We start from the raw sequence: 24,349 nt of genomic DNA on the forward strand, positions 1-24,349 counted from the left end.
GGGGAGGACATGCAATCTCGTAGTCATCGCCGGAAGACACCGGTTACCTTGCTCGCGCTCTCGATCGGCCTGGCCCTGCAGGCCGGCCACGCTTTCGCCCAGGACGCCGCCACGCCGGCCGGCGCGGCGCCCGCGGCCCAGGATCCCACCGACCTCGACACCATCGTCGTGACCGGCTACCGCGCCAGCGTCGAGAAGGCGCTGGACATCAAGCGCGCCGAGAAGGGCATGGTCGACGCCATCGTGGCCGAGGACATCGCCAACTTCCCCGACCTCAACCTGGCCGAGTCGCTGCAGCGCATCCCCGGCGTGGTGATCACCCGCGATGCCGGCGAGGGCCGCAACATCTCGGTGCGCGGCCTGGGCCCGGACTTCACCCGCGTGCGCATCAACGGCATGGAGACGCTGACCACGGTGGGCGGTTCGGACCAGAGCGGCGGCTCCAACCGCAGCCGCGGCTTCGACTTCAACGTGTTCGCCTCGGACCTGTTCTCGCAGCTGATCGTGCGCAAGACCGCCTCGGCCGACGTCGAGGAAGGCTCGCTCGGCGCCACCGTCGACCTGCGTACCGCGCGCCCGTTCGACTACGACGGCTTCACCTTCGCCGCCAGCGGCCAGGCCAGCTACAACGACATGTCGCAGAAGGCCGACCCGCGCGTGGCCGCGCTTGTGGCCAACACCTGGGCGGACGGCACCTTCGGCGGCCTGCTGTCGGTGGCCTACTCCGAGCGCCAGCTGCTCGAGGAAGGCAGCAACAGCGGGCGCTGGGCCAACGGCCCGGCCAACAACGGCTTCAACCCGTCCTCGCCGTTCTCGCAGGCCAACAGCGCGGACGTGTTCAGCCCGCGCTTCCCGCGCTACACGCTGATGGAGCACGACCAGAAGCGGCTGGGCGTCACCGGCTCGCTGCAGTGGAAGGTCAGCGACGACACCGAGCTCTCGCTGGACGCGCTGTACTCCAAGATCGACGCCAAGCGCACCGAGAAGTACATCGAGGCGATCAGCTTCAGCCGCGGCCGCTCGCAGAACGGCAAGCCGGAGATGATCGTCAAGGACGGCTATGTCGATCCGTCGACCGGCGCGCTCCTGTACGGCGAGTTCGACAACGTCGACATCCGCTCCGAACAGCGCTACGACGAGTGGAACACCGTGTTCAAGCAGATCGGGCTCAGCGGCGAGCACCGCTTCAGCGACACGTTCAAGATCAACGGCCAGGTCGGCACCTCGAAGTCCAAGCACGAGAACCCGATCCAGACCACGGTCATCATGGACAAGTACAACGTGGACGGCTACAGCTACGACTATCGTGGCGACAGCCGCTTCCCGGCGTTCGACTACGGCATCAGCCCCACCGACCCGAACGGCTGGACGCTGGCCGAGATCCGCCTGCGCCCGCAGTACGTCGACAACGACTTCGACACCGCCAGCCTGGACTTCGACTGGAACTTCGGCCCGAACTTCACCCTGAAGGGCGGCGTGCTGGCCAAGAACTACAAGTTCGGCACCAAGGAATTCCGGCGGGCCTCGGAGGTCACCGTGCCGAACTTCGCCGACGGCACCAAGACCGTGCCGGCAGGCTATACCGAGATCGCCACCCTGGAGGGCATCACCGGTTCTCCCAACAGCTGGGTGATCCCCGACCTGAACGCCATCGCCGATGCGCTGGACATCTACAGCAACAGCGGCACCTTCGCCCTGGCCGAGCGCGCGGTGAACACGCGCAGCGTGGAGGAGAAGGATCGCGGCGCCTGGTTGATGGGCGAGTTCTCCTTCGACATCGGCTCGATCCCGTTCTCCGGCAACCTGGGCGTGCGCTACGTCAAGACCAAGCAGTCCTCGACCGGCTACGCCACCGTCAGCGGCTCGCCGGTGAACACGACGGTCGAGCGCGAGTACGACGACACCCTGCCCTCGCTGAACCTGGTCGCGGAGATCACGCCCGACTTCCTGGTCCGCTTCGGCGCGGCCAAGGTGATGGCGCGCCCGGGCCTGGGCAGCCTGACCCCGGGCGTGACCGTCAACGTCTCCGGCGGCGCGCGCACCATCAGCGGCGGCAACCCCAACCTGGACCCGATCCGCGCCAAGACCGCCGACCTGGGCTTCGAGTGGTACTTCCAGGAAGGCGCGATGCTGGGGCTGGCGCTGTTCTACAAGGACATCGAGAGCTTCGTGCAGACCGCGCGCACCGTGATGCCGTACTCGGCCAGCGGCCTGCCGCTGAGCCTGCTCGAGGGCACCGGCGCGGGCGCCAACGACGACTTCACCTTCAGCGTCCCGCTCAACACGCCCGGCGGCGACCTGAAGGGCGTGGAGGTCAACTACACCCAGCCCTTCACCTTCCTGCCGGGCAAGTGGAGCAACCTCGGCCTGCAGGTGAACTACACCTACGTCGATTCGAAGATCCAGTACCTGACCACCAGCGGCGCAAACTCGCTCAACACCGACCTGACCGGCCTGTCGAAGAACTCCTACAACGGCACGCTGTTCTACGAAGGCAAGAAGTTCAGCGGCCGCGTGTCCTACACCCACCGCGACAAGTACCTGACCCAGGTGCCCGCCACCGAGGCCGGCTTCGACGTGCACGGCATGAGCGCGGTCAACACCGTCGACGCGTCGCTGAGCTGGAAGATCGACGACCGCATCGAGCTGAGCCTGGAGGGCATCAACCTCACCAACGAGGCGTCCGACGAGTGGGTCGGCTCGGGATGGGAGTTGCCGCTGCAGTACAGCGAGACCGGCCGCCAGTACCTGCTGGGCTTCCGCTACAAGTTCTGAGTACCGCTCCACGCGAGCCTTCCGTCCGCCGGCCCCGCGCGCCGGCGGACGCTCCGGCCGGCCGCGATGCGGCACGGCCCTTGCCGGACCTCTGTCCGGATTTCATTGACATGCGCCAAGGCGGGCAACGCCCAGGGGGATGGAAGGGCCGGTCCGCCAGCGCGTCCTAGGGAGAGACATCGATGACCGTATCCATGCCGCGCGCCCCCGTGCCCGCCGCGTTCACCCTGCTTTCGCTGTCCATCGCCGCGGCCCTGCAGCTGGCGGCCGCGCCTGCCACCGCCCAGGAGCCCGTGTCCAGGACCGAGCAGGAGGTGCAGGACCTCGACCGCGTCGAGGTCAAGGCCAGCTACCGCGAGAGCCTGCAGCAGTCGCTGGACGAGAAGCGCTACAGCGTCGAGCAGGTGGACGCGATCTTCGCCGAGGACATCGGCAAGTTCCCCGACCTCAACCTGGCCGAGTCGATGCAGCGCATCGCCGGCGTGGCGATCGACCGCGACGGCGGCGAGGGCAAGCAGATCTCGGTGCGCGGCCTGGGCTCGGACTTCACGCGCGTGCGCATCAACGGCCTGGAGGCGCTGGCCACCGCCGGCAGCGGCACCGACGGCGTCAACCGCAGCCGCGGCTTCGACTTCAATACCTTCGCCTCCGAGCTGTTCAGCCGGGTCAAGATCAACAAGACCCAGTCGGCGCAGATGGACGAGGGCTCGCTGGGCGCGACGGTCGACCTGCGCGGCTCGCGCCCGTTCGACTTCGACGGCTTCCAGGCCGCCGGCTCGGTGCAGTACGGCTACAACGACCTGTCCGAGAAGAAGGACCCGCGCGTGTCGGCGCTGGTCAGCAACATCTGGGCGGACGGGCGCATCGGCGCGCTGATGTCGGTGTCCTACAACAAGCGACACCTGCGCGAGGAAGGCTACAACCCGGTGCGCTGGGAGCACGGCAACTACCGCAACTCCAACCAGTCCACCGCCAGCAACAACGGCACCTACGGCTTCTGCAGCCCGGTCGGCTACGACCCGCAGACGCCGCGCAACCCGCTGTCCAACGAGACGCCGGCCGGGGTCGGCTCGGCCGCCAACCAGGCCCGCAACAACGGCTGGGGCAGCTACGGCATCGACGCCACCCATTGCGGCACCGGCATCGACCGCCCGGCCAACACGCCGGAGAACATCGAGGCCTACGAGACCGCCACCAACGCGTGGATCCCACGCTATCCGCGCTACGTGCGCACCGAGCACGAGCTGGAGCGGCTGGGCGTGACCGGCTCGGTGCAGTTCAAGGTGAGCGACGACACCCGGCTCAACCTGGACATGCTGTACTCCAAGTTCGACAAGACGGTGCGCGAGGACTCGGTCGGCGCCAACCTGCACCGCACCGCCAACCTCGGCGGCAAGACCCAGATCGTGGTGCGCGAGGCGCAGGTCGACGACCAGAACCGGCTGGTGTACGGGGTGTTCGACAATGTCGATTTCCGCACCGAGTCGAGCATGATCGACGAGACCACCGAGTTCAAGCAGTTCAGCCTGGACCTGGAACACCGCTTCAACGACGCGGTGCGGCTCAACGCCGTCGTCGGGCACTCGCAGTCCGACTACGAGCGGCCGGTGTACTCGATGGTGAGCTTCGACAACACCAACCTCGACGGGTTCGTGCTGGACATGCGCAACGGCGGCGACTACCCGTCGATGACGTTCCCGTTCGACATGTCCAACCCCGGCAACTGGGCCTGGCTCGGCTACGGCGCGGTGCCGGTCAACGCCAACGGCACCGCGCGCGGCACCAACATCAGCGAGGTCCGGCTCAACCCGAGCTACGTCAACAACGCCTTCGACACGGCCAAGGTGGACCTGGAGTTCAACCTCAACCCGACCTTCACCCTCCGCTTCGGCGGGGCGTACAAGAACTACGACATGGACACGCAGGAGTACCGGCACATCGCCTACGGCCGGCTCGCGCAGAGCCTGCCCGAGGGGGTGACGGTCGGCGACCTCAGCACCACGCTCGGCGGCTTCGGCAGCAGCCTCGACGGCGTGCCCCGCAGCTGGCTGGTGCCGGACTTCGGCAAGGTCGCCGAATTGCTGAACATCTACTGCAACTGCGACACCGGCGTGCCCGGCGGCGACTACCGCCTGGCCGGCATCGGCCACTACGGCTCGTCCAACAACAACTTCGAGGTCAACGAGAAGAGCCTGGCCACGTACCTGCAGCTGGACTTCAACACCGACTTCCTCGGCCGGCCGCTGCGCGGCAACCTCGGCGTGCGCTACGTGGACACGCAGATCACCGCCTCGGGCTACACACCCTGCCAGGCCAGCAGCGCGGAGAACCGCTCGGCCGCCTGCGAGCCGTTCTTCGGCGTGGCCAGCGCCACCGACGCGGCGGGCGACCGCTGGCTCGCGCGCAGCGCGGTCACCCACTCGTACAAGGACGTGCTGCCCTCGCTCAACCTGTCCTGGGACGTCGCCGACGACGTGGTGCTGCGCTTCGGCGCGGCCAAGACGATGGCGCGCCCGACCCTGGCCTACCTGTCGCCGAGCATGAGCGGCGGCCCGACCCAGTACTTCGACGACGGCCGCTACTACTCGATCAACCTGGGCAACCCCAAGCTCGACCCGTACCGTTCCACCAACTACGACCTCAGCGCGGAATGGTACTTCCGGCCGGGCTCGCTGGTGTCCGCCGCGGTGTTCTACAAGGACATCGACAGCTACGTGCAGCGCACGCGCATGCTGACCACCTGGGAAGGGATGGGCTACTCGCTGGACCTGCTGCCGGTCGGCTTCACGCCGGACACGATCTTCAACGTGCAGAGCTACTTCAACACGCCCGGCGGCCCGCTCAAGGGCTTCGAGCTGACCTACCAGCAGGCCTTCGACTTCCTGCCCGGGTTCTGGCGCAACTTCGGCATCCAGCTGAACTACACGCAGGTCGATTCCAAGATCAAGTACCTGTTCAGCACCGCGGGCAACGGCAACACCACCATCACCACCTCGGTGACCGAGAAGGACCTGCTGAACCTGTCGCCGCACTCGTACAACGCCACGCTGTACTACGACGACGGCAAGTTCAGCGCGCGCGTGTCCACCAGCTACCGCGACGGCTACATCAACAACATCCTCTCGCAGGAGGACGTGTGGGACCTGGACGGCAACAAGCTGGCCACGGCGGACGTGACCGGCAAGTACAGCGTCGAGAACGTGGACTTCAACATGTCCTACCGGGTCACCAAGAAGCTGACGGTCACCTTCGAGGCCACCAACCTGCTCGACACGGCCGACCGCCGCTACGTCGATTCCACCCTGGAGCTGCCCGACAAGTACACCGTCACCGGGCGCCAGTACTACCTGGGAGCGCGCTACAAGTTCTGATCGACCCGCCGGCGCCATCCCTCGCTGCCGGAGCGGCGGGGTTGCGCCGGCGAAGGCCGTCTCCGCACGGAGGCGGCTTGCGCGCCGGGACGCGGCGCGCAGGTACGGGGGCGCTCCACGGGACGTGGAGCGGAAGTCGCCTGGAGGCACGGTTCCGGCTCAACCATACTTCGGAGGGATTTATGGATATGAGGTCATGTGCATCGCGTTGTCTGTTGGCAATGGCAGTGGCAATCGCGGGAACCGTGGCGGCGGGATCCGCCCAGGCGCAGAGCGGCGCCAACCTCAGCCTGGGCGCCTCGGCCGACGGGTCGAGCAAGGCCAGCGGCACCAGCTACGGCAACGTGGCCGACGGCAACCCGGGCACCTGGTGGTCGCCCGGCGGCTCGACCGGCCGCGTCTCGGTGAAGTGGGGCGCGGCGACCACGGTCGGCACGGTGGTGATCCGCGAACCGGCCGGCCATGAAGGCCGCATCGGCAGCTGGCGGCTGGTCAACAACGACACCGGCGCGGTGCTGGCCACCGGCTCCGGCGCGGGCACGATCGGCTTCGCGCCGGTCGCGCTGACCAAGATCAACTTCGAGATCACCGGTTCGTCGGCCACGCCGGCGGTGGCCGAATTCGAGACCTATGCAGGCGGCGGCACGCCCACGCCGGCGCCGCTGAGCGTGTCGCTCAACGCCTCCGCGTCCGGCACCAGCGCGGTGCTGAGCTGGTCGGTCGCCGGCGGCACCGCGGCCAGCCAGCAGGTCTTCCGCGATACCGATTCCAACCCGAGCGGGCGGGTCAGCATCGCCACCGGCGTGAGCGGCAGCGGCCACACCGATGCGGGGCTGGCGCCGGGAACCTACTACTACTGGGTCCGCGCCACCGACGGCAACGGCACCGGCTACGACTCCAACGCCGCCAGCGTGGTGATCTCCTCGCCCAGCGGCGGCGGGGGCGGCACCGGCACGCAGACCGCCTGCCAGACCCTGGTCAACGACCCGGAGATGAACTGGCGCGAATCGCCGGTGCTGACCACCGACCAGGCCATCGTCGCGTGCCTGGCCGACTCGCTCGGCGCGGCGGTGGGGTTCGGCTACAAGGCGACCGGCGGCTACGATCCGGCCGGCGGCAGCCGCTTGGTGGTGATCACCAAGAACGGCACGACCTCGCCGGAGCAGCAGATCCTCGATGCGATCAGCACCCAGGACTACAAGTGGATCGTGTTCGACAAGCGCGACTTCGCCGCCGACACCGAGCTGGCCATGTACCGGCTGGGCTGCAGCGACCCGAGCGTGCTCGCCGCGCTCGACAACGCCACCACCGCCGAATGCCGCGACCACCGCGTGTGGTGCGCCAACCGCGGCGTGGCCGCCGGCGAGACCTGCGAGAACACGTTCTTCAACAGCCGGCTCAACAACAGCAGCCTGAACGCGCTCAAGCTGAAGATGATCGACTCGAACACGACCATCGACGGCCGCGGCAGCAAGGCGTACTTCTTCTTCAACGGCTTCAAGATCGGCGCCGACAGCAACAGCGCCAGCACGCACGCCTCGCAGAACGTGATCATCACCAACAACCGCTTCGTCGGCGCCGGGCACATCGAGGACCACGACCTCGACCCGGACATGATCCGCTCCACCGGCGAATCGCACGACATCTGGATCCACCAGAACACGTTCGAGCACACCGGCGACTCGGCCTACGACGTCAAGGTCGGCGCGCACGACATCACCGTGTCGTTCAACAAGCTGGTCAACGTCAAGCGCGCCTCCCTGCACGGCTCGAGCGACAGCGAGACGGTCAGCAGCAAGATCACCACCACCGTGCACGACAACCTGTACGTGACCACCGACGAACACTACGCCGAGAGCGCCTACAACGGCCTGCGCCGGGTGCCGCTGCTGCGCCGCGGCCAGTCGCACATGTTCAACAACGTGTTCTACGGCTATCGCAAGGACCTGCTCAGCATCCGCGTCGGCGGCCGCATCGCCTTCGAGGACAACATGTTCCTCAACAACCTCGCCAACGGCAAAGGCGACGACATGGCCTACTGGGTGGCGAACCTGATCCGCGACTACACCGGCGGCAGCATCGACGTGGCGCGCAGCTACGTGTGGGGCGCGAACGCCGCGTGCCAGCCGCTGGGCACGCCGGGCGACCTGAACTTCGCCTACGGCGCCACGCCGGACATGCTCGCCGGCTACGATGACCTGTCCAGGGACCTGATCAACGCCAACCGCCTGCCGGCCGGCACCGACCTGCTGAAGTACGTGCTGGCCACCGCCGGCAAGGGCGGCATGGCGCCGTTCGTGTCGCCGGACACCGCAGGCCGGGCCGCGATCATCGCGGCCGCGCCCGGAAGCTGCCAGTGAGGGCATGGTTCGCCAGGGGTGTCGCCCTCGTGCGGCGCCCGTCGACCGGAGCCTCCCTGGTCCTGGAACCCTGGGGCGATTCGGGGTTCCTTCCGCATGATGGAGCGAGCGCGATGGTCACGACGGAAGAAAAGGCGCAGGCCCTGCACGGGCGCAACCGCATGGCCCGGGCGCGGCGGCGCCGGGCGGGTTGGGCGATGCTGGCGTGGACGGCGTTGGCCGCGATCCCGGCGCAGGCCGCCGAGGGATGGCAGGTCCTGAGGGTGGCGGCGTCCGGCGGCGATTTCGCGCGCGTGCAGGAGGCGGTCGACGCCGCGGTGCGCGCGCAGCGGCCCACCGAGATCCGCATCGCCGCCGGCGATTACCGCGAGCGCGTGAACGTGCCGTCGAACGCGCCGCCGCTGCACATGGTCGGCGCCAGCGCGACGCTGACGCGGATCGTGTTCGACAACTACGCCGCCAGGATCGACCCGGCCACCGGCCAGCCGTTCGGCACCTCCGGCTCGGCCAGCGTGGTGATCGCCGGCAACGACTTCACCGCCGAGAAGCTGGCCTTCGGCAACGACGCCGGCCCGGTCGGCCAGGCGGTGGCGGTGCGCCTGGACGGCGACCGCATGGCGTTCCGCGACGTGCGCTTCCTCGGCCACCAGGACACGCTGTACCTGCGCGGCACCGGCCTGGCGTACTTCCGCGATTGCCATGTCGAGGGCACGGTGGATTTCATCTTCGGCGCCGGCACCGGGCTGTTCGAGGGCGGCGAGATCCGTTCGATCGGCGATGGCTACGTCACCGCCGCCTCCACCCCGGACACGGCCCGCGCGGGACTGGTGTTCCGCAACGTGCGCCTGACCGCGGCCAACGGCGTGTCGCGGGTCTATCTCGGCCGGCCGTGGCGGCCGTACGCGCAGGTCGCGTTCGTCGGCAGCGAGCTCGGCGCGCACGTCCTGCCGGCCGGCTGGCACGACTGGGACAAGCCGGAGACGCACGTCACCGCCCGGTTCGGCGAGCACGGCAACCGCGGCCCCGGCGCGGACACCTCGCGGCGGGTGGCCTGGGCACGCCTGCTTTCGGCCGCGGAGGCGGCGCAGCTGGACGCGGCGCACCTGCTCGGCAGCTGGAGGCCGTTCCCGTGAGGCGCCTGGTGTGGCTGGCGGCATGGCTGGCATGGCCGGGCGGCGCGGCGGCCGATGCCGTCGCCGACAACATGCTGCTGCTGCAGACGCCGTCGGGCGGCTGGTCCAAGCACTACCAGGGCAAGGCGGTGGACTACGGCCATGCGTTCGACGCCGCCGAGCGCGCCGCGCTGCGCGATCCGGCGCGCCCGGACGAGGCGACCATCGACAACAAGGCGACCACCACCGAGATCGCCTACCTGGCCGAGGCCTATGCGCGCGAGCGCGACGCGCGCTACCTCGACGGCGCGCGGCGCGGCGTGGAGTACCTGCTGGCGGCGCAGTACCCGAACGGCGGCTGGCCGCAGTTCCATCCGGACCATTCGTCGTACCGCCACCTGGTCACCTTCAACGACGACGCGATGACACGGGTACTGGACCTGCTGCAGGACATCGTCGAATCCAAGGGCGCGCTGGCGGCGTTGCACGACGAGTTCGGCGCGCGTGCCGGGGCCGCGCTGGCGCGCGGGCTGGCGTGCGTGCTGGCCACGCAGGTGACGATCGACGGCGAACTCACCATCTGGGCGGCGCAGTACGACGAGCACACCCTGCAGCCGGCCAAGGCGCGTGCATTCGAGCCGGCCGCGCTGGCCACGTCCGAGTCGGTGGGCGTGGTGCGGCTGCTGATGCGCCAGCGCGCGCCCTCGCCCCGCACGAAGGCGGCGATCGAGGCGGCGGTGCGCTGGTTCCAGCGCCACCGGCTGCCGGACCTGGCCACGCGCCGCATCGAGACCCCGGCCGGGCCGGACCGGGTGGTCGAGCCGGCGCCGGGCGCATCGCTGTGGGCGCGCTTCTACGACCTGCAGCGCCAGCAGCCGCTGTTCGGCGACCGCGACGGCAGCGCGTTCACCGACTTCGGCCGGATGTCGCCGGAGCGCCGCGCCGGGTATGCCTGGTACGGGACCTGGCCGCAGAAATTGCTGGAACATGATTGGCCACGCTGGCGCGCACGGCACGCCGGCATGGCGGAACCGGAGGACGGCGCGCCGGCGGCGCGGCGGTAGTGGACCGAAAGTGGAGGAAGCAGGCGTGGTGCGATCGGGAAGGGTGGTGAAGTGGGGGCGCTGGCTGGGAGCGTGGACGGCGGGAGCCGTCCGGGCTGCGAAGCCCGCCGATGCGGTTCGTTCTTGCGCCGCCTCTTGGCCGGTGGCGCTGCTGCAGGCCGGCGAACCGCCACGAAACCGACCGCGCGCGGCGGGCTGCTCGCCTCGAACGTTTCTGCCGTCCGCGCTCCTGGGACTGCTGGGACTGTTGGCGGGCGCGGCCGGTGCGGCGGAGGCGCCCCGGTTGCTGTTCCAGGCGACGGCCGACAAGGGGTTCGATGCCGACGTGGCCGCCGGCGATCCGGTCCCCAATTTCCGCGACAAGGTCGCGCTGGTCGACAACGGGCGCTCGGGCAAGGCGATCGAGTGGGCCGACGACGGCGTGCTGGCCTGGAACGCGCCCGGCAACCTCTACGCCCAGCGCGGCACGCTCGCGTTCTTCTGGCGCGCGCGCTACCCGGTGGGCGAGGCGCCGTTCGTGATCTTCCGCGTCGGCTACGCCGACCACACCAGCTGGGACATGGCCTGGCTGCGCATCGACTGGAACGGCCACGGCTTCGACGCCTTCGTCACCGACGCCAACCTGGCGCGCACGCGCGTGTCGTTCAAGCTCGACACCCCCCCCGCCGCCGATGCGTGGACGCACCTGGCCTTCGGCTGGGACGAGACCCGCGGCGTGCGTTTGTTCGTCGATGGCCGCGAAGTGGCGCGGCAGGGCATCGAGGAGTCCGCACGGGGATGTGCGGGTCCTTGCGCGGGGCGCGCATCCTTGGATTTCGACGCCGCCCTCGACCAGTTCGGGCTGGCCGGCCGGGTGATGTCGCCGCACCAGGTGCAGAGCCGCTACAACTTCCTGCGCGGCAGCGACTTCGACGAGATCCGCATCTACGACCGCATGCTCGACGCGGCCGGCGTGGCCGCGCTGGCGCAGCTGCGCGAACCGGCCGGCGCCGAGGCGCGCGACGCGGCCGGCGAACGCCGCGCCTGGCTGCATCGCCATGGTTGGGACCAGGACAAGGCGCCGCCGGCGCTGACCGATGCGGTCACGCGCATCCGCAAGGTCGAGTTCGCCGACGCCAAGGACCTCAAGCAGTGGATGTGGAAGGCCACCGACGGCATCGCCGAGACCACCTGGCCCGGCGTCTACAACCGCTCGCGCCTGCCCGGGCGCGACGATTACTTCCAGCTGCCGGACTGGAACGTCTACGTCGAAGGCGGCAAGGCGCTCGATCTCGCCTTGCCCGACGAGCCGTTCAACCGCATCGAGATCCGCGGCGCGGCCTTCGGCCAGGCGAGCTACGGCGACGGCAAGGCTCCGCCGCAGCCGCTGTTCGAGCGCAAGCAGGGCGTGGTGCGCAGCGTGGACCAGTTCGCCGAGCGCCGCGGCGGCACGCTGCGCTTCAGCAACACCGAGCAGGAAACCCCGATCCAGGAGATCTGGGCCTACCACGTCGGCGCCGGCGAGGTCCCGGCCGGCACCGCCACGCTCGACTACACCGTGCGCAGCGACGTCGCCCCGGACTACGCCAACCTCGCGCCGCTGCGCGACTACATCGCCGGGCGTTATCCGGAAGGCGAGCGCGACACCGTGGTCGCGCTGCCGGCCAAGGCGCCGGCGCGCAAGCGCGGCGACGCGCCGCCGTCCGCGTCCGGGGCGCACATGCCGGTGGTGCACGTGCTGGTGCCGTCCACGCTCGGCGACCCGCCGCCCGACCAGCCGCTGATGCGCAGCTGGGCCTATGGCTGGGAGAACATGTACGACGGCCTGGACGGCATCGCCATCGACCTGCCGGCGCTGGACCTGCCGGCGGTGCAGGACGGGCTGATCCCGCTGAACATCCGGGTCAAGGACCCGGTCTGGCCGGCGCGCGACATGATCGACGTGTCGGTCTCGGTGGCGCCGAAGCAGGCGCGCACGCTGTGGCTGGACCTGCGCGACCGCATCCTCGGCGACGACAGCCTGATGCTGTCGATCGCCTCGGCCGCGCCGGGCTTCGATCGCGCCGCGCTCGACGGGGCGCGCATCCGGCTGGTGTTCAAGCCGCGTGCGGAAGCCAAGATCGAGCACGTCGCCGACCGCTTCAACCAGGTCAAGGACAACTGGGGCTTCCTGGTCGAGGAGCACACCACCTCGCAGCGCCAGCGCCTGTACGCGCGCCTGGACCGCGACATCCACGACCTGCTGCGCGTCGACCCCGACCACGCGCTCGGCCGCCAGTACTGGAACGACATCAGCTACGGCAACCAGTCGCCGCTGCCGGTGGCGCTGCCGGACGTGCCCAAGGGCGTGCCGGCCTGGGCGTTCTGGCAGCTGGAGGACCTCAAGGCCACGCGCCGCTACATCAACTGGTGGATCGACCAGCGCCAAGTGGATTACGGCGATTTCGGCGGCGGCATCTCCGACGACTCGGACCTGGTGCAGCAATGGCCGGGCGTGGCGCTGATGGGCGTCGACCCGGACAAGCTCAATGCCTCGCTGTGGGCGCTGTCGGACGCCAACTACCGCAACGGCATGTTCACCGACGGGCTGTCCACCATCGAGACCGACGAGCTGCATGCCTACGAGGAGGGCATCAACCTCAACAGCGCGCTGCTCTACCTCAACTGGGGCGATCCCGCGGTGGTCGAGCGCGCGATGCGCACGGTGAAGGCGTTCGACCGCATCATCCAGGTCAATCCGCAGGGCCACCTGCTGTTCGCCAGCAACTGGTTCGGCGGGCGCAAGGTCTACCGCGAGCCGAACTGGCAGTGGCAGAAGCCGTACTCGTTCCCGATCCTGCACCCGGCGCTGCTGCTCGGCGGCTACAACGCCGACCCGAACGCACGCCGCATCGTCACCGGGCTGGCCGAAGGCTATCTCGCCCATGCCCATACCGACGCCAAGGGCCGCTGGGTCCTGCCGAACGAGATCAACTGGAAGACCGGCGCGGTGCGCGGCGGCGAGCTGTGGCAGGGCAGCGGCGGCGCCGACACGCTGCACACGTTCTGGGCGGCGTGGCGCTGGACCGGCGATGCGCGCTACCTGAAGGTGTTCGACTACCGGGTGGCCGGCAGCGGGCCGAACGGGCTGTCCAACCTCAACGAGAACTTCCTCGACCTGCTCGGCAAGCGCGACAGCTGGGGCGCGCAGCTGGCGCAGGCGGCGGCCAAGGGCGAGGGCGCGCCGGACTTCCCGCACTACGTCGCCTGGGAGAACAGCGGCGACACGCGCTGGCTGGAGGCGCTGTTCCGCGCCGAGACCCGCGAGAAGCTGCAGAACTTCTACATGAACACCGAAGGCCATTGGTGGAGCGACCGGGTCGAATCGCCGACGGTGAACCTGCAGCGCGCGCGCCTGGGCGGCGTGGCGCTCAAGCGCAACCAGACCTACCCGGGGCACACGGTGAGCTGGCGCTTCGACGATCCGGAAGGGGCCGTGCAGGTGGCGCTGCTGCTGCCGAAGCCGCGCGCGGACCGCTTCAGCGTGATCGCCTTCAACACCGGCGCCAAGGCGCAGAAGGCGACGATGACCGGCTGGAACGTGCAGCCGGGCCGCTGGCGGATGCGCATCGGCGCGGACCGCGATGGCGACGGGCGCATCGACGGTCGCGCGCAGGAGCGCGAGGTGGCGTTCGAGCGCAGCGGCTCGGTGCCGGTGGAGTTCGCGCCGCGCCAGGGCACGGTGATCGAGATGGAGCGGGTCGCCGCCGCCGCCGTCCCGGTGGAGTTGCGGCCCGACCTGGGCATCGGCCGCGGCGACGTGCGCATCGATGGCGACGCGGTCGAGGTGACGGTGCACAGCCTCGGCCATGTCGATGCGCCGGCCGGCATGGTGGTGCTGGAGGATGCGCGGGGCCGCGAGCTGGCGCGCGCGGCGCTCCCGGCGCTGGCCGCGCCCGCGGACCTGCAGCCGAGGACGGCGACGGTGCGCTTGTCGATGCCGGCGGGGATGCGCCGCGACGAGTTGCAGGTGGTGGTGCGGGCGGAGGGGGAGGTGGTGGAGGTGACGCAGGCGAACAATCGGGTGCGGTTGGTGCCTTGATGGGGTGGGATGTGTGTTTCCTTCCCACGCCATCTCACGGCTTCACGTGATCTCCCTACCGTCATCCCCGCGAAGGCGGGGATCCAGGGACTTTTCTACCGTCATTCCCGCGAAGGCGGGAGGCGCTTTTCAGCAGCCGAACGGCTGATCATCCAGGGACGTTGCTTTTGCTTTTGGGGCCTTTGGCAATAAAGGCCGAAGCTTTCGCCTTCGGCGAGTCACTTTTCTTTGCTTGTGCAAAGAAAAGTAACCAAAAGAAGCGCTTCACAGCAGCCGAAGCGCTTCACAACAGCCGAATGGCTGGTCATGGCTGATCAAGCACACCCCGCCTTCGCGCCCGCAGCTTTGCTGCGGGTCCGCGGAGCCGGCGGGATTTTTCGACGGGGCTCGTCCGCTACGCGGCCGAGTCCGGGGCATTCGCCGCGCGGCGAATGCCCGCCCGCCGGGGCGAAGCGGTGCTTCGCCTTTTTCCGGCGAGCTCATGCACGTCGCCCTTCGGGTGTTCCCATCGCCTCCGCCGCTTCGGAGGGCCCCGCGCCGCAGTGATATTCGTGGGCCGTGGAGGTTGGCGCGCCGCCGCGCCGCCGCGCGAAGAGGCGTTACCCGATCCAAAGCAAGATCGCGAGCAACAGCAACAGCACTGCAACCTGCGCGCTCCATGGCTCCCACAGGAACCGATTAACCCTGAAACAGAGCCGCCATATATTCGGCGCACCAAGGGGCTAAGCTTGCGCGGCCCGACCTGCCCGAGTCCTCCGATGAAAGCGCCGCTCCTGCCGTTGTTGCTCGCCGTCGCCACGCTGGCCATCTCGACCCCGGCCCTGGCGCGTTCCTGCCTGCCCTATGGGCCGCTCAAGGTCACGCTGTCCGGCACCTTGGAGCGCAAGACCTTCCCCGGTGCGCCGGATTTCGAGGACGTGAAGCAGGGCGACCAGCCGGAGACCGGCTACTACCTGCGCCTGCCGTCCGCGATGTGCGTGGCGGCGTCGGCGAAGACGCAGCAGCAGGCGCACGACGGCGTGGGCGAGCTGCAGTTGGTGCTCGACCAGGCGCAGTACGCGCACCTGGCCAGCGAGATCGGCCAGACGGTGCGGCTGACCGGCACGCTGCTCGAGGCCTCCACCGGGCACCACCACGCGCCGGTGCTGCTGAAGGTGGACGCCATCGACGGCGATTGACGCGGGCGACGCTCACGGCGTCTTGTCCTGCGGCGGGCTAGTGTCCGTCCCACGTTGCGTCGTCCGCGCGGTACGGAGGGCGACGAGGATGCTTGGCGGGCGGCGCATGCGCGTCGCCTGCGGCAGGAGGACATCGCCATGTGGAAACGAAACGGCCTGTCGCTGGTGCTGCTGGCCCTCACCATTCTCTTCATCGCCGGCCAGGCGCTGGCCGGCCTGCAGGTCTACAACGACGAGCGCATCGAGCATGGGCTGCCGGTGGTGACGCTGCTGGCCTACCTGCATTCGCCGCATTTCGTCTCGGCCATGTTCGAGAACTGGGAAAGCGAGTTCCTGCAGATGGGCATGTACGTGCTGCTGGCGGTGAAGCTGCGCCAGGCCGGATCGGCCGAGTCGCGGCCGCTCGATCCGGCGCAGGAGCAGAACCGCGTCGATCCCGGCCCGGCGCCGTGGCCGGTGCGCAAGGGCGGCCTCTGGCTCTGGCTGTACGGCAACTCGCTGGCGATCGCGTTCGGGCTGCTGTTCGCGATGAGCTTCGTGCTGCACCTGTGCGGCAGCTGGCGCCACGAGCTGGAGGAGCGCGCGCTGAAGGGCGAGTCGCCGGTCAGCCTCTGGTACCACCTGTCCGGCAGCGAATTCTGGTTCGAGTCGTTCCAGAACTGGCAGAGCGAATTCCTCGCGGTGCTGTCGCTGGTGGTGCTGACGATCTGGTTGCGCCAGAAGGACTCGCCGCAGTCCAAGCCGGTCGCCGCGCCGCACAGCCAGACCGGCGACTAGCGCGCCTGCCGCGCCCGCTGGCCGGAGCGGGCGCGGTCTGCTAGATTGCGCCGCTTGAACGCTGCCCGGGGAGGGCAGCTGCACGGGCACAGCCGCCGCCATGCCTCTTCGTTCCGATGCCACGGAGAGATTCGCATGCGCGCCACCCCCACGGTGCTCGCCGCCACCATCGCCGGACTGCTGGCGGCCGCCCCCTCGCGCGCGGCCGATGTCGCCGCGCCGCCGGCCGATGCGGCCACGCTCGACCGCGTCGTCGTCACCGGCGAGAAGAACGCCCGCTCGCTGCAGGACACCACCAGCAGCGTGGCGGTGACCACCTCCGCGCGGATCGAGCAGGAGACTCTGCGCAACCTCGCCGACGTGATCGGGCGCACCGCCAACGTCTCCCCGATGTACGGCGCGCGCGGCTTCACCCTGCGCGGCATCGCCGACGAGGCCGGCGCCGCCAATCCGCTGGCCACCACCTACCTGGACGGCGCCGCGCTGCCCAGCCAGGTCAGCGATGCCGGCCCCACCAACCTGTGGGACATCGCCCAGGTGGAGGTGTTCCGCGGCCCGCAGTCCACGATCCAGGGCGAGAACGCGCTGGCCGGCGCGATCGTCATCCGCACCGAGGACCCGACCTTCGACTGGAGCGGCCGCGCCCGCGCGCTGCTCTCCGATCCCTCCGACCGCCGCCTGGCCTTTGCCGGCGGCGGCCCGCTGGTGGACGACGAACTCGCCTTCCGGGTGGCGGTGGAGGACCGCGACTTCGACGGCTACGTGCGCAACGCCACCCGCAACGCGCGCGAGGACGCGCTGGACTCGACCATGGCGCGCGCCAAGCTGCTGTGGACGCCCAAGGTCCTGCCCGGCCTGACCGCGCGCCTGGGCTATACCCGCGACGACCGGCAGGGCCCGTACATGTACGTGTACAGCCGCCTGGACCTGCCCGATCCCCTGCACGACCCGGTCAACCTGTCCGACGATCCCAACACCACCGACGCGCTGTCGCAGGTCGCCAACCTCGAGGTGGACTACGACTTCGGCGGGCCGTGGTCGCTGTCGTCGGTGACCTCGTGGACCGACACCGAGGCGAGGCGCCACTTCGACGGCGACCTCACCGCCGAGAACCGCGACTACGGCGATGTCGAGGAGCGCTACCGCTCGCGTTCGCAGGAACTGCGCCTGCGCTATGCCGGGCCGCGCCTGAAGGGCCTGGTCGGCGTGTACGGCTCGCGCCGCGACATGGCGCGGCGCCAGCTCAGCCGCGCCAACATCGATACCCCCGTGGGCACCATCGCCGGCGTGCTGCAGGGTGCCGGTTTCCCGGCCGCCGCCGCCGCGCAGCTGGCCGGGCGCTACGCGCAGGCGCTGCCGGCGATCCCGGTGGACTACCTCAGCGACTCGCCCAGCCGCTCGGACAACCTGGCCTTCTTCACCGATGGCGAATACGCGCTCGGCGGGCGCCTGGCGCTGCTGGCGGGGTTCCGCTACGACCGCCAGGAATACACCTTCTCCAGCGACACGCTGGCGACCTTCGTCGGCACGCTGCCCGATCCGGCCGCGTTCGGCGCGCCGGGCACGGCGCTGTACCGGGCCGCGGCCGGCATCAACCAGGCGGTGCTCGGGCTGGTGGCGCAGGCCAGCGGCGGGCATACCCCGTCGAGCAGCCGCGATTTCCAGGCGTTCCTGCCCAAGGCGGGCCTGCGCTGGTCCTGGGACGCGAACCGCTCGCTGGCGCTGACCGTGCAGCGCGGCTACCGCTCCGGCGGTTCCAGCTTCAACGTCGCGCGCAGCCAGGTGTTCGCGTTCGACCCGGAATACACCTGGAACTACGAGCTGGCCCTGCGCACGCAATGGCTGGACGACCGGCTCACCTTCAACGCCAACGCCTACTACATCGACTGGAAGGACAAGCAGGCGCTGGCGCGCTTCGGCCTGAACGGCTACGACTACCACACCGTCAACGCCGGCCGCGCGCACCTGTACGGCTTCGAGGTCGAGAGCGCCTGGCGCGCCAGCGAACGCTTCGACGCCTATGCCTCGCTGGGCTTCTCGCGCACGCGCTACGACGAGTTCGTGCTGCCCGACGGCGCGTCGCTGGACACCGACTACAGCGGCAGCGAGTTCGTCTACGCCCCGCGCTGGACCGTGGCGGCGGGCGCCAACTGGCGCTGGGGCGAGGGCTGGCTGGCCAACCTCAACGCCAACTGGCGCGACCGGGTGCGCACCGACGTCGGCGACGATGCCCCGGTGCTGTCCTCGCGCCTGCTGGTCAACGCCCGGTTCGGCTACGAGAACCTGGACTGGAGCGCCTACCTGTTCGCCAGCAACCTGTTCGACCGCGGCTACGTCCAGTACCGCTGGGGCAGCGAGCCCAACGGCATCGTCGGCGCGCCGCGCGTGGTCGGGATCGGTTTTGATTATCGTTGGTGAGCCTGCCGGAGCCACACGCATGACCCTTCTCTATCTCCTGTCCTCGCTGGCCTCGGCGCTGGCGTTCTACCTGGCCACCGCGCACCAGCAACTGCGCCCGGGCTGGCGCGCGCATGCACGCGCGCTGCGCGGCCTGGGCTGGCTGCTGGCCGCCTTGGCGCTGGCCGCGGCGATCGCCGCGCTCGGGACCTGGGCCGGCGTGTTCTCCGCGCTGACCGCCTTCATGCTCGGCGCGGTGCTGCTGCCCTATCTCGATGCGTGGCGCCGCGTGCGCCGGGAGCGTGGCCATGCCGGGTAAATGGTCCGCCGCGATCCTGCTCGGCCTGCCACTGTCCACCGGGTTGGTCGGCCTGATCGTCCTGCTGTGGCCGGGGCCGCTGCAGGTGCATACGTTGCCGTGGCTGCTGCTGTCGTTCCCGGCATGGATCGGCGCGATGGCACTGGCGTTCGCCTGCCGCAGCGGCGCGCGCGCCTGGGCATGGCTTGGCGGTGCGACGCTGCTGTGCTACGCCGCGTTGTATGCGGTCAAGGCGCTGGGCTGGACGGAGCTGGGCGCATGAAGGCCGCGACGCTGCGCAGCTTCCTGTCGCTGCATACCTGGACCGGCCTGCTCGCCGGCATGGCGCTGTTCATCGCGTTCTACGCCGGCGCGATCACCGTGTTCACCCACGAGCTCGGCGATTGGCAGCGCCGGCCCGCGGCGACCGTGCCGGCGCAACCGCCGGAACGATCCGCGCAGGCCCTGCTCGACGGCGTGCTGGCCCGGCATCCGGCGCTGGCCGAGTCGTTCTCGCTGATCCTGGCCGGCGAGCACGGCCCGGTGCCGCGGCTCTACGCGTTCGGCCCGGCGGCGGAGAACGCGTTCGGCGGGGTCGTGATGTTCGAGCCGGGAGCCGATGGCGGGGTGGAACGGCGGCCCTGGCGGGTCGGCTTCGTCGATTTCCTCTACGACCTGCACTTCACCGCCGGCCTGCCGCGCACGTTCGGCACCTACCTGTTCGGCGTGGTCTGCATCCTCTATGGATTGGCGCTGGTCAGCGGCGTGGTGATCTACGCGCCGGCGTTCCTGAAGGACCTGTTCGCGCTGCGGCTGGGGCGCAACGTCAAGCGGCTGTGGCAGGACGCGCACAACGTGATCGGCGTGCTGTCGCTGCCGTTCCACGTGGTCTTCGCGTGGTCCGGCGCGGTGCTGTGCCTGGGCGTGCTGCTGCTGGCGCCGTTCCAGTACCTGGTGTTCGGCGGCAAGCTGATGCAGGTGCTGGAAGCGGATTTCGAGCTGACCCCGCACGTCGAGCCCGCCCGCGTGAAGGCGCCGGCGTTGCCGGTCGCCGAGCTGCTGCGGCGCGCGCGCGAGGCCAGCCCCGGCCTGGTGCCCGAGAGCCTGTCGTTCCACGATGCCGGCGATGCCAACGCGCGCGTGGAGGTATACGGGCACAACGAGCAGCGCCGGCTCAACACGCTCGGCGGCGTGGCGATGGAAGCGGCCACGGGCAAGGTGCTGAACGTGCTCGAGCCGCGCACGATGTCGCCGGGCGTGGCGTCGTTGCGCGGCCTGCAGGCCTTGCACTTCGGCAATTTCGGCCATGCGCCGCTGCAATGGCTGTACTTCCTGCTCGGGCTCGGCGGCGCGTTCCTGTTCTACAGCGGCAACCTGCTGTGGGTGGAAGCGCGGCGCAAGCGCCGCCAGCCGGAGCAGCCGGCGCGCACGCACGCGATGGCGCGGCTGACCGTGGGCGTATGCCTGGGGTGCGTGGCGGGCGTGTCGGCGCTGTTCGTGGCGGCGCGCCTGTTGCCGCCGGGGCAGGAGAAGCTGGTCTATTACGCGGTGTTCCTGGGCAGCTTGGCGTGGGCGCTGCTGCGGCCGACGGCGCGCGGCGCCTATGAGTTGTTGCTGCTGTGCGCGCTGGCGACGGCGCTGGTGCCGGTGGCGGGGCTGTTCGGTGCGAATGGCTGGGTCATGCCATGGAACGACATGGTCGTCCTGGCGGTGGACGCGTGCGCGTTGGTCCTGGCCTGGGCGTACTGGGCGATGGCGCGGGCGAGTCTGCGGCGTGCTCGTGGAGGTGATCCCAATAGCGTCTGGGCGTTGCCGGTACGGCTTGAGTAAGCGGGCCTTCTTCCAAACCCTGAGAGCGGCCGTTGTGGGAGCGGCTTCGGCCGAGATGGGGCCTTGCCGGTAATCGATAGGGAATAGGACCTTTGTGGGAGGGAGCGCCTCGGCAAAGCCCCGTCGCGGCTGAAGCCGCTCCCACAACGGCCGCGGCCAAGCTTGCACGAGACAACGGACGCAGCCTCATCCGAGGGACGAAAGATCAGATCCCGGTGGCGCCCAGGGCCTTCAGGCGTTGCGCGCGTTCGGCGTAATCGACGAATTCGCCTTCGATCGGGTCGTACCAGTGGATCCTGCCGTTGCGGCCGACCCTGAAGCGGTCGCGTACCGGGGTGGTCTGCGGGTCGCCAGGGCAGCCCTCGCCGTGGCGTTCGCGTACGGCGATATCGAAGCTCCGGTCGCCGTCGCCATCGCCGCTCTCGAGCACGTAGGCGTTGCATGCGTCCGGGTACACCTTGTCGCGTTCCAGGCGTGCGGTCAGCCGTTGCAAGGCCTGTTCGGCGTCGCGTACGTGCGCTTCGTGCAGGGGAGCCTGCGGCGCGCTGACCAGCGGCCGCGCCGGCGGTTCGGGGGATGGCGCGACGGGCGGCGCGGCGGGCTGCGGCTTGCAGGCCGACAGCGCCAGCAGCAGGGCCGGCAAGGCGCCGCGATGGATCGGTTTCATGGGGGCCCCTCAATCGACGGCAAGCCGCCGGCCTGCGCTGGCGGCAAAACTCCGGCGGCCAGGCCGCCGGAAGGCGCATTGTAGGGGGTGCCCGCGGGGACCGGTCAGACCGGCACGGGGCTGCGTTCGGCGAACTGGCCGCGCCAGTACGGGTAGTACGGATAAGGCGGCTCCACCGCGCTGGCGGCGTCCAGCCGCGCGACCTGGTCGGGGCTCAGCGACCAGCCCACCGCGCCGAGGTTGTCGCGCAACTGCGCTTCGTCGCGCGCGCCGATCAGCACCGTGCTCACGGTCGGGCGCTGCAGCAGCCAGTTGATCGCCACCTGGGGGATGCTGCGGCCGGTCTCGGCGGCGATCGCGTCGAGCACGTCGACGATGCCGAACAGGCGTTCGTCGTCGATCGCCGGGCCGATCGACGCGGTCGCGTGCAACCGGCTGCGCTCGGGCAGCGGCTGGCCGCGACGCAGCTTGCCGGTCAGCCGGCCCCAGCCGAGCGGACTCCACACCACCGCGCCGACGCCCTGGTCCAGGCCGAGCGGCATCAGCTCCCACTCGTAGTCGCGCCCGGCCAGCGAGTAATAGGCCTGGTTGGCGACGAAGCGCGACCAGCCATGGGTATCGGCCAGCGACAGCGCCTTCATCAGCTGCCAGCCGGCGTAGTTGGACGCGCCCAGGTAGCGCACCTTGCCGGCGCGCACCAGGCCGTCGAGCGTGGACAGGGTTTCCTCCAGCGGCGTCATCGCGTCGAAGGCATGCAACTGCAGCAGGTCGATGTAGTCGGTGCGCAGGCGCTTGAGCGAGGCATCCACCGCGCGCAGCAGGCGCAAGCGGGAGGCGCCGGCATCGTTGGGGCCCTCGCCCAGGCGCAGGCCGGTCTTGGTCGAGATCAGCACCTGCTCGCGACGGCCCTGCAGCGCCGCGCCGAGGATCTCCTCGGAGGCGCCGTCGGAGTACACGTCGGCGGTGTCGAACAGGTTCAGGCCGGCCTCCAGGCACAGGTCGATCATGCGCCGGGCCTGTTCGACGCCGGTATCGCCCCAGGCGGAGAACAGCGGTCCCTTGCCGCCAAAAGTGCCGGCGCCGAAGCCGAGCACAGGGACCTTGAGGCCGGAACGGCCGAGCAAACGGGTTTCCATCGGGATTTCCTTGGGTGAAATCAGCAGAAGAGTCGGCAGAAGAGAACGACGGGCAATCGACCGATCAACCGGCTTCGTTGCATTCGATGGCGCGCGACACGGCCGTGCCGCGCTCCAGGCGGATCGCCCACCACGCCACCAGCAGCGCGGACGCGGGCACCAGCGCGCCGATCCACGGCAGCGGGGTCAGGCCGGCACCGTGCGCGATCACCGCGCCGCCGAGCCAGGCGCCGAAGGCGTTGCCCAGGTTGAACGCGCCGATGTTCAGGCTCGACGCCAGGCTCTGCGCGCCTTCGGCCTTCTGCAGCACCCACAGCTGCAGCGGCGACACCGTGGCGAACGCGGCGGCGCCGAGCAGGCCGGTGAACAGCACCATCGCCCACTGGCTGTGCAGCACGAATCCCATCAGGCCCATCACCAGCGCCAGTCCGGACAGGGTGCCGAGCAGCGCCGGCCGCAGGCTGCGGTCGGCCAGGCGCCCGCCGAGCAGGTTGCCGACGATCATGCCGACGCCGAACACCAGCAGGATCGGCGACACCGCCGCGTCGGCGAAGCCGGCGACCTCGGTCAGCAGCGGCTGGATATAGGTGTAGACGGTGAACATGCCGCCGAAGCCGAGCACGGTCATCAGCAGGCCCAGCAGCACCTGCGGCCTCAGTACCGTGGCGACCTCGCGGCGCAGCGACGACGGCGCGTGCGTGGCGCGGTCGTGCGGCACCAGCGTCGCGATCACCACGGTGGCGACCGCGCCGATCGCGGCCACGGCCCAGAACGTGGAGCGCCAGCCGAACTGCAGGCCCAGCCAGGCGCCGGCCGGTACGCCGAGAAGGGTAGCCACGGTCAGCCCCGTGAACATGATCGAGATCGCCGAGGCCTTGCGGTCCTCGTCCACCAGCGAGGTGGCGACCACCGCGCCGACGCCGAAGAAGGTGCCGTGCGCGAGCGAGGTGAGCACGCGCGCGGCCATCAGCAGCGGATAGCTCGGCGCCAGCGCGCAGGCCAGGTTGCCGAGCGTGAACACCACCATCAGCGCCACCAGCACCGCCTTGCGCGGCAGCCGGCCGGTGGCCGCGGTGAGCAGCGGCGCGCCGACGAACACGCCCAGCGCATAGCCGGAGATCAGCAGCCCGGCGCTGGCGATGGACACGTGCAGGTCGGCGGCGACCTGCATCAGCAGGCCCATGATGACGAACTCGGTGGTGCCGATGCCGAAGGCGCCCGCGGTCAGGGCGTACACGGCCAGCGGCATGCGGTTGCGTGAGGCGGGAATGTCCATGGAAGGGTCCTTGAACTCGAACAGGGGGAAGCCGCGCCGCTCCCGGCG

At 69.9% G+C, this 24,349-nt stretch carries 15 protein-coding genes; 12 read left to right on the forward strand and 3 right to left on the reverse strand.

Annotation, left to right across the window (positions count from 1 at the left end; all coding sequences use genetic code 11):
• The first annotated feature begins 9 nt into the window (after nucleotides 1-9).
• From FD678_RS14045 to FD678_RS14100, 12 genes are all read left to right on the forward strand, one after another.
• On the forward strand, nucleotides 10-2,775 hold the full coding sequence (locus FD678_RS14045) for a TonB-dependent receptor (protein WP_177497804.1): 2,766 nt from the start codon (nucleotides 10-12) through the stop codon (nucleotides 2,773-2,775).
• Between the two features lie 182 nt (nucleotides 2,776-2,957).
• The gene (locus tag FD678_RS14050; protein WP_140724781.1) at nucleotides 2,958-6,146 is read left to right on the forward strand and encodes a TonB-dependent receptor; all 3,189 of its coding nucleotides are present in this window, start codon (nucleotides 2,958-2,960) and stop codon (nucleotides 6,144-6,146) included.
• A 227-nt stretch (nucleotides 6,147-6,373) separates the two neighbouring features.
• On the forward strand, nucleotides 6,374-8,506 hold the full coding sequence (locus FD678_RS14055) for a pectate lyase family protein (RefSeq protein WP_218569731.1): 2,133 nt from the start codon (nucleotides 6,374-6,376) through the stop codon (nucleotides 8,504-8,506).
• Between the two features lie 113 nt (nucleotides 8,507-8,619).
• Nucleotides 8,620-9,639, forward strand: a complete 1,020-nt coding sequence (locus FD678_RS14060) for a pectinesterase family protein (RefSeq protein ID WP_218569732.1) — start codon at nucleotides 8,620-8,622, stop codon at nucleotides 9,637-9,639.
• Nucleotides 9,636-10,682 (forward strand): pectate lyase, encoded by a 1,047-nt coding sequence (pelA, locus tag FD678_RS14065; protein ID WP_218569733.1) that lies wholly within the window; start codon nucleotides 9,636-9,638, stop codon nucleotides 10,680-10,682. The genes FD678_RS14060 and pelA overlap by 4 nt, the downstream gene beginning before the upstream one ends.
• Nucleotides 10,683-10,965: 283 nt before the next feature.
• Nucleotides 10,966-14,742, forward strand: coding sequence for a LamG domain-containing protein (locus tag FD678_RS14070; RefSeq protein ID WP_218569734.1), 3,777 nt, complete (start codon nucleotides 10,966-10,968; stop codon nucleotides 14,740-14,742).
• A 758-nt stretch (nucleotides 14,743-15,500) separates the two neighbouring features.
• Nucleotides 15,501-15,920, forward strand: coding sequence for a DUF4431 domain-containing protein (locus tag FD678_RS20255; protein WP_177497806.1), 420 nt, complete (start codon nucleotides 15,501-15,503; stop codon nucleotides 15,918-15,920).
• Nucleotides 15,921-16,058: 138 nt separating this feature from the next.
• On the forward strand, nucleotides 16,059-16,697 hold the full coding sequence (locus FD678_RS14080) for a DUF6766 family protein (RefSeq protein WP_140724791.1): 639 nt from the start codon (nucleotides 16,059-16,061) through the stop codon (nucleotides 16,695-16,697).
• 135 nt (nucleotides 16,698-16,832) lie between these two features.
• Nucleotides 16,833-19,115, forward strand: a complete 2,283-nt coding sequence (locus FD678_RS14085; RefSeq protein ID WP_140724794.1) for a TonB-dependent receptor — start codon at nucleotides 16,833-16,835, stop codon at nucleotides 19,113-19,115.
• Between the two features lie 19 nt (nucleotides 19,116-19,134).
• Nucleotides 19,135-19,413 carry a hypothetical protein gene (locus FD678_RS14090; protein ID WP_140724797.1) on the forward strand — a complete coding sequence of 93 codons (279 nt, stop codon included), beginning with the start codon at nucleotides 19,135-19,137 and terminating at the stop codon, nucleotides 19,411-19,413.
• Nucleotides 19,403-19,675 carry a hypothetical protein gene (locus tag FD678_RS14095; protein WP_140724800.1) on the forward strand — a complete coding sequence of 91 codons (273 nt, stop codon included), beginning with the start codon at nucleotides 19,403-19,405 and terminating at the stop codon, nucleotides 19,673-19,675. The genes FD678_RS14090 and FD678_RS14095 overlap by 11 nt, the downstream gene beginning before the upstream one ends.
• Nucleotides 19,672-21,222, forward strand: coding sequence for a PepSY-associated TM helix domain-containing protein (locus FD678_RS14100; RefSeq protein ID WP_140724803.1), 1,551 nt, complete (start codon nucleotides 19,672-19,674; stop codon nucleotides 21,220-21,222). Before FD678_RS14095 ends, FD678_RS14100 begins: the two co-directional genes overlap by 4 nt.
• A gap of 205 nt (nucleotides 21,223-21,427) precedes the next feature.
• Here the strand turns inward: FD678_RS14100 and FD678_RS14105 are convergent, their stop codons facing one another.
• The 3 genes from FD678_RS14105 to FD678_RS14115 all read right to left on the reverse strand — a co-directional run bounded on the left by FD678_RS14105 (nucleotide 21,428) and on the right by FD678_RS14115 (nucleotide 24,274).
• Complete coding sequence (locus FD678_RS14105) at nucleotides 21,428-21,889, reverse strand: hypothetical protein (protein ID WP_140724807.1); 462 nt, start codon at nucleotides 21,887-21,889, stop codon at nucleotides 21,428-21,430.
• Between the two features lie 104 nt (nucleotides 21,890-21,993).
• Nucleotides 21,994-23,025, reverse strand: coding sequence for an aldo/keto reductase (locus FD678_RS14110; RefSeq protein ID WP_140724810.1), 1,032 nt, complete (start codon nucleotides 23,023-23,025; stop codon nucleotides 21,994-21,996).
• A 64-nt stretch (nucleotides 23,026-23,089) separates the two neighbouring features.
• Entirely contained in the window at nucleotides 23,090-24,274 is a 1,185-nt protein-coding gene (locus FD678_RS14115) for an MFS transporter (RefSeq protein WP_177497829.1), read from the reverse strand.
• Between the last annotated feature and the right edge of the window lie 75 nt (nucleotides 24,275-24,349).

Source organism: Pseudomonas sp. Hp2, from assembly GCF_006386585.1.
In the GTDB taxonomy this organism is placed as follows: Bacteria; Pseudomonadota; Gammaproteobacteria; order Xanthomonadales; family Xanthomonadaceae; genus Pseudomonas_S; species Pseudomonas_S boreopolis.